The 13468-nt window shown below is 37.3% G+C and carries 10 protein-coding genes; 6 read left to right on the top strand and 4 right to left on the bottom strand.

Annotated features, from left to right (window positions below; translation table 11 throughout):
- Window positions 1-6 precede the first annotated feature (6 nt).
- Complete coding sequence (gene tsaB / locus DET49_RS01075) at window positions 7-666, top strand: tRNA (adenosine(37)-N6)-threonylcarbamoyltransferase complex dimerization subunit type 1 TsaB (protein ID WP_133546298.1); 660 nt, start codon at window positions 7-9, stop codon at window positions 664-666.
- Here tsaB and DET49_RS01080 read toward each other — a convergent pair.
- From DET49_RS01080 to DET49_RS01095, 4 genes are all read right to left on the bottom strand, one after another.
- Window positions 663-1547: a mechanosensitive ion channel family protein gene (locus DET49_RS01080; RefSeq protein WP_133546299.1), complete on the bottom strand. Its 885-nt coding sequence runs from the start codon at window positions 1545-1547 to the stop codon at window positions 663-665. The two genes, tsaB and DET49_RS01080, sit on opposite strands and share 4 nt — an antisense overlap.
- 74 nt (window positions 1548-1621) lie before the next feature.
- Complete coding sequence (locus tag DET49_RS01085) at window positions 1622-3664, bottom strand: thioredoxin domain-containing protein (protein WP_133546300.1); 2043 nt, start codon at window positions 3662-3664, stop codon at window positions 1622-1624.
- A 69-nt stretch (window positions 3665-3733) separates the two neighbouring features.
- On the bottom strand, window positions 3734-3934 hold the full coding sequence (locus tag DET49_RS01090; protein ID WP_133546301.1) for a dodecin family protein: 201 nt from the start codon (window positions 3932-3934) through the stop codon (window positions 3734-3736).
- A 154-nt stretch (window positions 3935-4088) separates the two neighbouring features.
- Complete coding sequence (locus DET49_RS01095; protein ID WP_133546302.1) at window positions 4089-4820, bottom strand: DUF4198 domain-containing protein; 732 nt, start codon at window positions 4818-4820, stop codon at window positions 4089-4091.
- A gap of 247 nt (window positions 4821-5067) precedes the next feature.
- On the opposite strand from DET49_RS01095, the gene DET49_RS01100 reads away from it, so the two are divergent.
- The 5 genes from DET49_RS01100 to DET49_RS01120 all read left to right on the top strand — a co-directional run bounded on the left by DET49_RS01100 (window position 5068) and on the right by DET49_RS01120 (window position 13465).
- Complete coding sequence (locus tag DET49_RS01100; RefSeq protein WP_133546303.1) at window positions 5068-7437, top strand: TonB-dependent receptor; 2370 nt, start codon at window positions 5068-5070, stop codon at window positions 7435-7437.
- Window positions 7438-7464: 27 nt separating this feature from the next.
- Window positions 7465-8700 carry a DUF4374 domain-containing protein gene (locus tag DET49_RS01105; protein ID WP_133546304.1) on the top strand — a complete coding sequence of 412 codons (1236 nt, stop codon included), beginning with the start codon at window positions 7465-7467 and terminating at the stop codon, window positions 8698-8700.
- A gap of 445 nt (window positions 8701-9145) precedes the next feature.
- Entirely contained in the window at window positions 9146-9424 is a 279-nt protein-coding gene (locus DET49_RS01110) for a hypothetical protein (RefSeq protein WP_133546305.1), read from the top strand.
- Between the two features lie 11 nt (window positions 9425-9435).
- Window positions 9436-11037 (top strand): PepSY-associated TM helix domain-containing protein, encoded by a 1602-nt coding sequence (locus DET49_RS01115; protein ID WP_133546306.1) that lies wholly within the window; start codon window positions 9436-9438, stop codon window positions 11035-11037.
- A 175-nt stretch (window positions 11038-11212) separates the two neighbouring features.
- Entirely contained in the window at window positions 11213-13465 is a 2253-nt protein-coding gene (locus tag DET49_RS01120) for an inorganic phosphate transporter (RefSeq protein ID WP_133546307.1), read from the top strand.
- Window positions 13466-13468 lie beyond the last annotated feature (3 nt).

The raw sequence follows: 13468 nt of genomic DNA on the forward strand, positions 1-13468 counted from the left end.
GAAACATTGGCATTAATACTCTGCTTAGAAACCGCTACTACGAATTGCTCTGTTGTACTTTCAAAAGATGGAGCCTTGTTTGCACGGAAAGAGGATGGTAGCAAAAATTACTCGCATGCCGAAAAGTTGCACGTGTTTATAGAGGAAATTTTAAAAGAGAATAATCTGAGTATTGCTGATCTTGATGCAATTGCAGTGAGTAAAGGACCGGGTTCGTATACCGGATTGCGAATTGGGGTCTCTACTGCCAAAGGGCTGTGTTTTTCACTAGACCTTCCCCTGATCTCAGTTCCCACTTTGACTTGCTTGGCTTTGCAGGTAAAACCAAAAAAAGGATTTGTAATTCCTATGTTAGATGCCCGTCGCATGGAGGTTTATTCAACTGTTTTTAATTCAGATTTACAGCAAGTTAGAGCAACAAAAGCAGAGGTTTTGGATGAAAAATCTTTTGCTGAATTTCTTGATAAGGATAAGGTGGTTTTTATCGGAGACGGTGTGGAAAAATTTAAGGGCATTTGTAATCACCCCAATGCTGAATTTATAGGAGGAAAATTACCATCGGCCACGGAAATGTGCGGTTTGGCTGAAGCTAAATATAAAATAAGCGACACCGAAGATGTCGCTTATTTTGAACCATATTACCTTAAGGATTTTATTGCCGGTTAATTGGCTGTATTTAAATCATTATTTTTAGAATTCTTCTCAATTGTACCATTCATCTTTGTCTGGTCATAAAGATAAACATCTCTTTGAGGATAAGGAATAGTCATCCCGGCTTCTTCCAGTCTTATTTTTCCTTCTTCAATCATATACCAGTGTAAATCCCAGAATTTACTGTTTTCTGCAAAATATCGAACTGAGAAGTTCACCGAATCAGCACCAAGTTCAGCAACAATAATTTGTGGTGCGGGATCTTTAAGAACATCTTCCTGTTCCTCTACAAGATCTCTAAGTACTTGTTTTGCCTTTTTTAAATCATCATCATAAGAAATTCCAAAGCTCAATGTTTCTCTTCGGGTTCCGTTGTAGCTATAATTAATAATATTGTCGTTACTCAATTGACCGTTAGGTATTACTGCACGTTGATTCCCGAAAGTATCAATTTTGGTGTAGAAAAGAGAAATCTCAACTACGCTTCCCGATACATCCTGTGCTTCTATCCAGTCTCCTACTTTAAAAGGCTTTAAGATAATCAGCAGAACACCTCCTGCAAGATTTGATAGTGAGCCCTGCATTGCAAGACCTATGGCTAAACCGGCAGCACCAATGGCTGCTACTAAAGAAGCACTTTCTACACCCAGTTGGGTTATTACCAGGACAAAAAGTATGATACGTAGCCCCCATTTAATCGAATTGAGGGTGAAAATTTCCAGGGTTTTATCGTAGTCCTTCTTTTGGAATATCTTTTCTACATATTTCACTATTAAACCTATCACCCACAGCCCTATTACTAGAAGTGCCAAAGCCCCTAGTAAGGTAGGCAGATAATCGATGAATTTTTTTGCGTATTCCTGTGCGATGGCGCCCCAATCGTTTAATTTTTCCATAACTTCAAATATTTTGGTAAAACAAATTGACTATATTTTTTTTATTTATAAGAAGGTTTGTTGTTTAATTTTTGTTAAAATTGTTTTAGTTTTTTAATAGAATCTTCTACAGAATCAAATGGAAGTTCACATTTTCCATCAGAACAGATATAGATGAGATCTTCATTTTTCTTAAACCTGTTTTTTAAAATAGCAATTTCAGAAGCTTGTTGGCTTCCGGCTATGACTATATTTGGCAAGTATTCTTGCTGCAATATGTTTTTAAATTCTAGTGAATTTTCTCCGATAATTGCTACTTCGTAAAACCTTTCTGTAAAATTGAGCATTAACTCAAGCCAGTTTGCATGAGAATGTGGATAGGTTTTTATTTGGGGCTGGATGGTTTTTAACATTTTTGCCGCTAGATCCTGGTATTCCGTTTTGCCGGTAATGCCTGAAAGTTTAAAAAGGTTTTTAGCCATAACCGAATTGGAAGCTGGTATCACATTATCATTGAGCTCATAATTTCTAGTGATTAGTGCTTTGTCTTTAGAAGAGGTGAAATAAAATAGTCCGGTGTTTTCATCCTGAAAATCCTCGAAACACACCCTGATTAATTTTTCTGCGATTTCCAACCATCTCTCTTCGAAAGTAGTTTCATATAAATTGACAAAAGCTTCAGTACACAAAACGTAATCATCCAAATAGGCATTTATAGAACTTTCTCCATTGTTGTAATTATGCCAAAGCCGAAAATTGCTTCCGAATTGTTTTTCAATTAGAAATTCTGCATTTCTAAGAGCGGTATCAAGAAATTCCTTTTCACCAAAGGCTTTATAGGCATCGATATATCCATTTAACATTAAGGCATTCCAGGAAGTTAGACTTTTATCATCCAAGGCTGGTTTAGTTCTTTTATCACGCACTTTTGTTAAGATTTCGATCCAAACTTTTTTCTTTGATAGTAATTCAGAATGCTCAAGGTTAAATTCTTCTGCAATGGTTTTATCACTTTTAGTGCGAATAAGTACGTACTTATCTTTTTCCCATTTCCCAAAGGAATTTATATTGTAATAGGCTTTGAAAATCGGGAAATCTTCTTTTAGTAAATTTTGCAAATTGTCTTTGTCCCAAACATAATAAGCGCCTTCGCTTTTATTTCCGGTTTCATCTTCACTGTCAGCATCTAAGGCCGAATAAAAGGCGCCAGAAGTATCGGTGAGTTCTTTTTTTACAAAATCAAGGGTTTTAAAAACAACTTCTTTATACCAGTTATTCTTTGTTAGGGAATAAGCCTTGCTGTAAAGACTTACCAACTGGGCATTATCATATAACATCTTTTCAAAATGTGGTACGTGCCAGCGTTCATCTACTGAATAGCGAGAAAATCCTCCATCAATTTGATCGAAAACTCCTCCATAGGAGATTTTGTTAAGACTTAGAAAACAATACTCCAACAACTCTTTGTCTTTTTTCTGTACTGCATATCGCATTAAAAATTCTAGGTTTACCGGAAGCATAAATTTAGGTGCTCCAACGGAGCCTCCATTTTGCCTATCAAAATTTTTTTTCCACTTCTGAATTACATCTTCTAAAAACCCAGGGGTAAACTGGAATTCGTCTTTTGGTAAGTCTATTATTTGTAGCTGTTGAAGTCCTTCCTCAAGCCTGGAAGCGTATTCCTTCATTTCATCAGGTTTTGTTTTATAAAGTCCCGAGAGTTGTTTTAGGGCATCCTTCCATTGTTCTTTTTTGAAATAGGTACCTCCCCACACCGGACGACCATCTGGAAGGGCCACAATATTCATAGGCCATCCGCCGGCACCGGTCATTACCTGAACCGCATTCATATAAACTTGGTCAACATCCGGGCGCTCTTCTCGGTCGACTTTGATGTTTATGAAATGGGTATTCATAATGATGGCCACTGTTTCATCTTCAAAACTCTCGTGTTCCATTACGTGGCACCAATGGCAAGCAGAATATCCCACGCTTATGATTAAAAGTTTTTCTTCCTTTGCCGCTCTTGCCAAAGTTTTTGAATTCCAGGCTTCCCAATTTACAGGGTTATGAGCGTGTTGCAAAAGGTAAGGACTCGTCTCATTAATCAAGCTATTGGTGTATTTTGGTTTGGGCATATACGTTTTTTTAAAATGAAAAACGCTCCCTGATATCTCAGCGAGCGTGGTTAATTTTACACATTAAGGTTAACTGACTTCAAAAGAGATTTTCACATTTACCCGAAATTCGGTAATGTTTTCTCCATTCACAAGAGCACTTTGTTCTTTAACATAAACGGACTTTATATTTTTTACGGTTTTAGAAGCATGCTTTACTGCTTTCTTTGTGGCATCTTCCCAGCTTTCGGTAGAATTAGCTAAAATTTCTATTACTTTGATAATGGACATAATTTTGAGTTTTGTGATTATAACTTTTAAGTTACGACTAAATTTTATCGTAAATGGATTCTACAAAAAAATACTGGATTTCACGCTAAAAAGAAACCCCGCCATAAGCAGGGTTTCTAAGGACTCAAAAAAACTAAATTAACACAAGGTAAAATTATATGGCAATGGCATAGGTTGCGCAATGCCAAATAAATTCGTAATCTTTTTGTTTATATTTTCCAGGTACGTTTTCATTGTAAGTGGTTTCTACTGTATAAAGTGTATCGCCCCAGGGTAAACTAAAATTAACTTCGCCATCTTTGTCAGTAATCACTTTTTTAGACCATAAATCACTTATGTAAATTACTACCTCCTGGTCCGCTATGGGTTGTCCCTTAAAAATAACCTTAAGCTTTACTTCGTTGTTTTTACCTGCGATCGTGCGGCTTAAGTTTATAATTTCAATTCCATTGGCATTTGTTTGGGTAATGGCTTCCGGGGTATCACCTACAGTAACTCTGGCTTTAGCATGGTACTGAGGTTTGAAAACACCAAAATCATATTCGGTATAATCCAATACTTCTATTTCTTCATTATTTAAAGCGATGGTATAACTTCCCTTTTCCAATGGAACAAAACTAGCCTGGTAAAATTCTTTTCCCGGAGTAGTTTTAAGTTTCATTTTCATTCCGCTGGGAGATACCAACCAAAGCTTGAAGTTTTTAACACCATTAAATGCTTCACTTCCCGGTTTTTCAATAGCACCATAGGTATATTCACCATACCTAACTTTAATTAAGTGTTCTTCATTGAGATTGGCAACTGGGTTGGTTTCTATCCATAAATAATGAGCTGAGGCCGTGCCCTGGATCAATAAGGCTATTAAAATAAGTGTAATTTTTTTCATGGTTTCTATTTAGAATGATTATTAATAGTACAAACATAAAACATATGTTTTGATTTTAAAATTAATTTAGACTTATTTTAAATAAAAATGAGAATGGGCTTTTTCAATTCAAAAAAATAATTACATTTGCCATAGTTTAGAACCAGTCTTAATAATATTTTCGCATTGATTTTAAACAAAAAAGAGCCATACAGCGGTAACTGTATGACTCCGTGATTACTCTTTAACCTCTTACAATTAAAAAGCAATGCAATATACAAATTTGCGTGGGATTTTATGGCTATGCCTGTTTATAAGCGGGGTTTTAACCGCCCAGGAGCAGAGGCAAATTGAAGGAAGAATAACCGACACCAAGGGCGACCCCCTGCTGGGGGTCACCATCTGGATTCCTGAAATTTCAAAAGGGACCACTACAGATCTAGAGGGTGATTTCTCCCTTGTAATTCCTTCCAATAGCAAGCAGTTTCATCTTAAAGCTTCATTTATCGGCTATAATCCAGAAACCAGAACAATTAAGCAAGGAAATAGCTTTTTTGAGATACGTTTTGAAGAATCAGCTACCGAACTGGAGCAGGTTAACCTTTCGGCAAAAAGCAGGATTCAGCAAATTGAGGCCCTGGCATATAATGTAGAGGTGGTAGATGCGAAAAAACTTCACCATACTTCCCTGGATATTGGGCACGCCCTGGATCGTGTTTCTGGGATACGGGTAAGAGAAAGTGGGGGGGTTGGCTCAGATATGCAACTTTCAATGAACGGTTTTCGTGGGAACCAGGTCAAAATTTTTATTGACGGTATTCCGATGGAAAATTTTGGATCTTCGTTTCAGCTCAATAATATCCCAATCAATCTTGCAGAACGTATTGAAGTATATAAAGGCGTGGTACCGGTTGGATTAGGGGCCGATGCCCTAGGTGGGGCTATTAATATTGTTACCAACAGTGATTTCGGAAATCATTTAGATGTTTCTTATTCCTACGGCTCCTTTAATACCCATCGTAGTAATATCAATGCTATATATACTTCGGAAACCGGTTTTACTGCCAGATTAAATGCATTTCAAAATTATTCGGATAATGATTATAATATTCAGGTCGATGTAGCTGATTTGGAAACGGGAGAATATTTTCCGAACCAGGAAGTTCAACGCTTTAATGATGAATATCACAATGAAACTATAATTGGAAATATTGGGGTCGTAAATACACCCTATGCCGATAAGTTATTAATTGGTTTTGCTGTAGGTCAAAATTATAATGAAATTCAGACCGGCGCCAGGCAAGTAAGCGTTTATGGAGATAGGCACCGGCGAGGAAATATTTTAATGCCCAGTTTTAAATATAAAAAAGAAGATGTCTTTATTGGAGGATTGGATGTCACTCTAAACGCAAATTATAATTTTGGGGAAGAAGAAGTTGTAGACACTGTTAACCGACGTTATAATTGGTTTGGGGAATTCATTGAATATGATAGTCCAGGAGGGGAATTAAATTACACTCATTTAAAATTCCAGAATAACAACGGTATTGCAAATGCTAATGTTACCTATGAAATTAATGATTCGCACAAAATAGCGCTTAGTAATGTCTATACCACCTTTAACAGGGAAAGGGAAAACCTGTTATCGGAAGAGTCACAAATCTATAGCCAACCTCAAAAAACCACCAAAAATATTGCCGGCATTGGCTATACTTTTGAGCAAGAGAACTGGAGTATAACTACCTTTTTAAAGAATTACAACCAGGTTAATGTTTTTGAAGAAGCATACAGGCCTGAAGGTTCAGAGTACGGGACCGTTGCATACCGTCCCAGACAGAATACATTTAATAATTTTGGTTATGGTGGAGCGGCAACCTATTTTCTTACCGATAATTTGCAACTGAAAACTTCTTTTGAAAAAAGTTTTCGCCTACCTGAACCCAATGAATTATTTGGTGATGGTGGCGTTTTGTTGGAAGGGAACAGTAGTTTAAGGCCGGAAACCAGTTATAATTATAATTTCGGTGTGGGATATTTATTCAGAATCCAGAAATATCACCAGGTGAATTTAAGTACCAATGGATTTTATCGCGATGCCAAAGACTTTATAAGGCCCCGGCTTAACCAAAACCAGGTTTTCCAGGTAATGGATAACCTGGCGGATGTGACCAACCTGGGAATAGAAACCGAAGCTCGTTATTCTTATAAAGATAAATGGTCTGCCGGAGCAAACTTAACTTTCCAGAACCTCAGGAATAATACTCGCTATGAAGGGGGACAAACCCAGGAAAGCATTCTCTACAGGGATAGAATTCCTAACATTCCCTATTTGTATGGAAATGCTGATGCTAGTTATACACTCGAAAGTCCCTTTAATTCTAAGAATAACATCAGTTTTGGTTATAACCTATTGTATGTGCATTCCTTTTATCTGTATTGGCCCAGCTTGGGAAGCACAAAATTAGAGGTGCCGGAACAAATTGCACACGACTTGAGTATGACCTACAGTTTTGGTAAATACAACAATTTTCAGTTTACCCTGGAGGCACGAAACCTGGCCGATGCCAATTTATATGACAATTTTAGTTTACAAAAACCCGGCAGAAACTTTACCGGAAAAATAAGATATTCATTTTAATCAAATCCTAATTCCAAATTAATCAATATGAAAAAGTTTAATTTTTATTACCTCGCAATTTTAACCTTGGCTTTAATAAGCTGTAGTGAAGACGCCACCGATAAACCAGGAGGAGGAGAAGAGACTGCCACGGATAAGTACATTATCGCGGCTAATCCAATAGCATCAGAGGGTGTTGCAGACTATTTGCTTACCACTGAAAGTGTTTCGGAAGGCGCTATCAGCACAGAAGGAAACGGAGTAGAACAAGACGGTACATACCGTTATTATATTACCAATAATAACAAGTTTTTTAGTCTGTTATACGGCCAAGGGAATCCCGGTGCGGTAACCACCTACCAGTTAAATGAAAACGGAGCATTGGATAAGTTATCTGATTTTCAGTCCGAAACAGTACATACTTTTACCAACGTGGGGGATGAGGTGCTAATGACACGAGTTTCCAGAAGCAGTGAATCACCTGTGGCAAGTTGGTACCGCTTAGATACCGAAACCAGCCAGTTTGTAGGAGAGGGCGAAATTAACACGGCGGCACTTGCACCTGAAGGGGAACAGGCATTTTTTAGCTGGATGACCCAGGTAGGTGATAAAGTTTTTGCTCCCTTTTTTAGCATTAAAGCTTGTTGTAACAATACTTTCGGCACCGATTACCCGGATCAAGCCTGGATTGCGGTTTATTCTTACCCCGAAATGGAGCTGGAAAAAGTTATAAATGATGACCGGACCAGCTTTATCGGACGCTACTTTACAAATGGACTTAGTGTAGATGAAGCCGGTGATACCTACGCCTTTTCATCCTCTATTGCCTCTTCAAATGGCACCATGACCTCTACAAAACCATCAGCGGTTACAAGAATAAACAGTGGAGAAACCGAATTTGATGAATCTTACTTTTTTGATCTTGAAGAAGCCTCTGGAGGTTACTATGTTACCAACCACATCTATGCTGGAAACGGAGATTATGTGGTGATGATGAGAGAAGAAAAAGCTCCATATAGTGTAGGAACTAATTTGGCCATTATTAATGTTTATGATAAAACTTTTGAGTGGGTAGAAGGAACTCCTGAAGCTTCAAGCATACAAAATGTGACAAGCAATAATTATGTAGACGCTGATGGAATTGTCCATGTTGGAATTACCACAACCCAAAGCAGTTATGTTTATAATATTGATGTTGAAAAAGCAACTGCTACCCAGGGGCTGGAAGTTCTGGGCGGTAACATAACAGCTATCAGCAAGCTCGATCCTGTGAGTGTAGAATAAATAATTCAATTGAAGAAATATCAGACGTTTCGGTGTTCGGGCCGAAACGTTTACTTTCGTAAAAAGCATAAGGCACCTGTTTTTCAGGATAATTACTATTGAAGATTTCAGATGATTTCACTAGCTCTTTTATTAACGTTTTTAGGTTTTCTTTCCTGTTATCACAGTTCGAAGAAAGCAAAATTCAGCGTGAACTATTCGGTTCAAAAATACTTGAAAAATCACCCTAGAAAGGCCAATTATTTAGGGGTTATGTTAATGTCCATTGGTCTTTGCATCTGTATATTGTATTTAGGATTCTTGGTGGGTTTCCTTTCTTTTTTGATGATCCTGAGCTTAGTAGCAAGTCTAAGTATACTCCTTATGCCTTTAGAAGTTCTATCTTTAAAGTTTTGGATCATTTTTGTTGTACTGATATTAATTACTGAAATATATCTCTCCTATTATGCCGGCAAATAAGAAATATTTCTCCTCTCCCTGGCAACGTCTATTGAAAATTACGGCAGGCTTTATTGGTGGTTATATCCTCACTCAGAGTTTTTTTATGTTCTTTATCCAAATTTTTAAAGATGCCGGATCACTCATCACCTTGCAATTTGCTGGCTTTATTTTATGGGCCGCTTTACTGGTGATCGCTTTTTTAGCTAAAAACGGCTTTAAAATCTGGGGAGTATATCTTCTACTCACTGCTTTTTTTGTCCTGCTTATTTACTTCATTCCTTAAGTTCTTCTAATATGTCCAATAGAATTTACAATATTCTTTTTCATACCCATACCATAAGCGGTATAATTATCAGTGCACTTTTATATGTGATTTTTTTTACTGGTTCCATCGCCTTTTTAAGGGACGAAATTAGCGCCTGGGAACATAATAAACCTATTGAAGAGAATTACTTCAATACCATTGATTTTGATAAGTCATTAAACAAACTAAAAGAGGAGCAAAACCTTTACGGAAGAGACATTACCTTCTCTCATCGCTATTTCGAGCGGGAAGTAAACGTTTCTATTACCGCTTCTAAAGATTCTACGATCATAGATCAAAATAGGGGACGCTTGTCTAATTATTTTTTTATGGACATGGAATCCTTTGAAAAAAAAGACTACCAGTCTAATTACTCTCTTGGCGAATTTTTTTATCGCCTACACTTCTTCGCCCAGCTTAATTTCTTTGGAAGGTCTGGTTATTTACTATCGGGATTGGTGGCTTTTTTTTTCCTTTTTGCCATAATAACCGGGGTGCTAGTGCATTGGAAAAAGATTATCTCCAGTTTTTACACCTTCCGGCCCGGTGCCAAATGGAAGACCATTTGGACAGATGCCCACGTAGCCCTGGGAATGATAGGCCTTCCATATCAGTTTATTTTTGCGGTCACCGGTTGTTATTTAATGATTGGTTATATGGTGATGCTTCCGCCGGTAGAAAAATATCTATTCCCGGAGGAACCTGGTGAAATGGCCAGGATCCTAAACCTGGAAGAAAAAGTAGATGATTTGGAATTTACTTATAACCCAATAAAGAAAGACTTTTCGGTTAATCATTTTGCCCAGAGGATCCTACAAAAATGGCCTGATTTAAAACTCAGTGAGCTTAAAATAGGAAATTATGGAGATGAACATATGTATGTGAAGTTAACTGGTTCCCCGGGCTTTGATGAAAGTTTACTAGCCCAGGCTTACCAAACCTATCGAATAGCAGATGGTCAACTTATCGCTGAAAAATCGATTAATGAATCCACTTCTTACGCCAAGGGAACTTTCCATCTTTTGCGCCGTTTGCATTACGGAGATTATGGGGGGTATGGTCTTAAGCTAATTTATCTTGTTTTGGGTTTTGTTACCTGTTTTGTAATTCTTTCTGGAGTTTATATATGGCTGGTTGCCAGAGATAAAAAAAGTGTTTCAAAAAGTAAGAGAAATTTCAATAACTGGCTTGTTACTATTTATACTTCTGTTTGTCTGAGTTTATTACCGGTCACTGCTATTATTTTTATTGTAATGAAAATCTTTGGAGAAAGTTATGTACAAGATACCGGAGGTTTGCGAAAGGAACTTATTTACCAGGTATTTTTTTGGAGTTGGCTAGTTTTAAGTATCTTATTTACTATAAAACATGATAATTACTTTACAAATAAAACCTGTTTAATTTTAGGGAGCTTCTTCGGCATACTGGTACCTGTTGCTAACGGCATAATGACCGGTAATTGGATCTGGATTTCCCTTCAGAAAGGCTACACCCAGATATTTGTAGTTGATATATTTTGGATAATGCTTTCCATGACGGCCTTCTTTGTAGCCTTTAGATTGAAGAGAAAAAATAAACCGAAAATTGCATAATAAATAGGCGTCAAAGGACTATAAATTTACCTAGTTTCTCCAGAATAGTTCGATTAGATTACTTTTTAATTTTTGAGATATATTCTTACTGTTTTATTAAAGTTTTAATAACCTATAAAAAGAATTTATTAGGAAAATTTAATTGAATTTTGCGGGTTAAAAGGATTTTATTTCCATGCAGGATGTTTATCTAATTATTCTTGGGCTTTTATTTATTCTGGCCATTACAGATTTGGTGGTGGGAGTAAGTAACGATGCCATTAATTTTTTGAATTCTGCAATTGGTTCCAAAGCAGTTTCGCTGCGATCCATTCTTATTATTGCAAGTTTCGGGGTTGCGGTAGGTGCAATTTTTTCAAGTGGATTAATGGAGGTCGCCCGGAAAGGAATTTTCCTTCCACATGAATTCTATTTCGAAGAGATTATGATCATCTTCCTGGCAGTGATGCTCACCGATGTGTTACTGCTCGACTTCTTCAATTCCATGGGTTTGCCCACTTCCACAACGGTTTCCATCATTTTCGAATTACTGGGCGCTGCCGTTAGTATTTCCCTGATTAAGATTTTTAATACCACCAATAATATTTCTCACCTGGCTAATTTTATAAATGTAGATAAAGCAAGTGAGGTTATTTCAGGAATTTTATTAGCTATTTTTATTGCCTTTGTTACTGGCGCAGTGGTTCAATATTTTTCTCGTCTGGTGCTTTCTTTTAGGTATGAAAGAAGATTGAAATATACCGGTGCTATTTTTGGAGGGGTTTCCCTGGCTGCTATATTTTATTTCATCCTTATTAAGGGCCTTAACAGTATGGCTTTTGTATCAGATCATTTCGTTGAAGATATAAACGAAAATCGGATTCAGGTCATTTTTTGTAGCCTTATTGGATTCACTATATTATCAAAAATCTTAATTAGCTTCTTTAGGGTCAATATTCTTAAGGTTATTGTAATAGTGGGCACCTTTGCGCTAGCTCTTGCTTTTGCAGGTAACGATTTAGTGAATTTTATAGGTGTGCCCATCGCCGCCTGGCAGTCTTATGAAATCTGGTTAGCTTCCGGAATTCCCGCTTCAGAATTATTGATGAGCGATCTTGCCGGGAGTGTCCCTACTCCTGAAATTATATTGATTTTTGCCGGAGGAGTGATGGTGCTTACCATTTGGTTTTCTGGAAAAGCCCAGTCCGTAGTTGACACAGGCGTAAAATTATCCCGACAAAATGAAGGTTCAGAGCGTTTTGGGGCCACTTATTTATCCCGGACTATAGTTCGCTATTCCATTATGTTCGGTGGGCTAGTCTCAGAGTTGGTTCCCAAGAATTTCCGCAAGAAGATAAATAGTCAATTTGAAACCCCTAAGGCTAAAACTGCCTCAAGAGAAATTGCTCCCCCTGCTTTCGATTTGGTTAGGGCCTCTGTAAATTTAGTAGTGGCCAGTATTTTAATTTCCATGGGAACCAATTTGCAATTGCCGCTTTCTACCACTTATGTGACCTTTATGGTGGCGATGGGGACTTCTTTGGCTGACAGGGCATGGAACCAGGAAAGTGCCGTTTATAGGGTTTCTGGTGTGCTTAATGTAATTGGAGGTTGGTTTGTTACCGCTTTAGTTGCCTTTGTAGGTGCAGCGGTTTTTGCCGTCATAATTTATTACGGAGGTTTAATCGCTATTGCGTTTCTGGTTGTTATTACGGCTTTTCTTATTATTAGAAACTCCTTGTCTTATGCTAAAAAAGCAAAGGCTGATAAACGTCAGAAAAAATATAAGCGTACCGATATTATTACGATTAATGAAATAACTGCCGAGAGTTCGGTAAATATCTCTCAGGTCATTTCAGGAATTAGAAAGCGCTATACCAAGACCGTAGATAATCTGGGTTATCACGACCTGGCCAAACTTAAGAAAAACAATAAGAAGGTGGGTGAGCTTGAAAGCGAGGTTGACAATTTAAAAGGAAATATATATTATTTTATAAGGTCACTTGATGAAGATTCGGTTGAAGCAAGTCGCTTCTATATTCATTTATTGGATTATTTGCAGGAAATGGTTAATTCTACCAGATTCATTACTCGAAACTCTTTTGAGCACGTAAATAACAATCACAAAAACCTAAAATTCAATCAGATCAGGGATTTGAAAAAAATTGATAAGAATATTCAAGAGCTTTTTGAAGAGATTAAATACACTTTCGATGAACATGATTTTGAGCGTTTGGACGATATTCTTGCCGGAAAGCAACAATTGCTCGACACGGTTTCAGAAATGATCGAGAAGCAAATTAAAAGAATAAGGACCTCAGAAAGCAGCCCTAAAAATACCAAGCTTTATTTTGGGCTTCTCTTGGAATCCAAAGACCTTATTTCGTCGACGCTTAATTTAATTCAGTTATTCCGGGAATTCTATGTGGAAGCTAGGTCTACGCTTTAAAAT

Origin of the sequence: Salegentibacter sp. 24 (assembly GCF_004362395.1) — a bacterium.
GTDB lineage: Bacteria > Bacteroidota > Bacteroidia > Flavobacteriales > Flavobacteriaceae > Salegentibacter.

Bases quoted from the DNA above. Each gene is read 5' to 3' on its own strand.
- DET49_RS01105 (WP_133546304.1), top strand. From the start codon at position 7,465: ATGAAAAAGTTTAATTTTTATTACCTCGCAATTTTAACCTTGGCTTTA.
- DET49_RS01120 (WP_133546307.1), top strand. From the start codon at position 11,213: ATGCAGGATGTTTATCTAATTATTCTTGGGCTTTTATTTATTCTGGCC.
- DET49_RS01115 (WP_133546306.1), top strand. From the start codon at position 9,436: ATGTCCAATAGAATTTACAATATTCTTTTTCATACCCATACCATAAGC.
- DET49_RS01095 (WP_133546302.1), bottom strand. From the start codon at position 4,820: ATGAAAAAAATTACACTTATTTTAATAGCCTTATTGATCCAGGGCACG.
- DET49_RS01100 (WP_133546303.1), top strand. From the start codon at position 5,068: ATGCAATATACAAATTTGCGTGGGATTTTATGGCTATGCCTGTTTATA.
- DET49_RS01090 (WP_133546301.1), bottom strand. From the start codon at position 3,934: ATGTCCATTATCAAAGTAATAGAAATTTTAGCTAATTCTACCGAAAGC.
- DET49_RS01085 (WP_133546300.1), bottom strand. From the start codon at position 3,664: ATGCCCAAACCAAAATACACCAATAGCTTGATTAATGAGACGAGTCCT.
- DET49_RS01080 (WP_133546299.1), bottom strand. From the start codon at position 1,547: ATGGAAAAATTAAACGATTGGGGCGCCATCGCACAGGAATACGCAAAA.
- DET49_RS01110 (WP_133546305.1), top strand. From the start codon at position 9,146: ATGCCGGCAAATAAGAAATATTTCTCCTCTCCCTGGCAACGTCTATTG.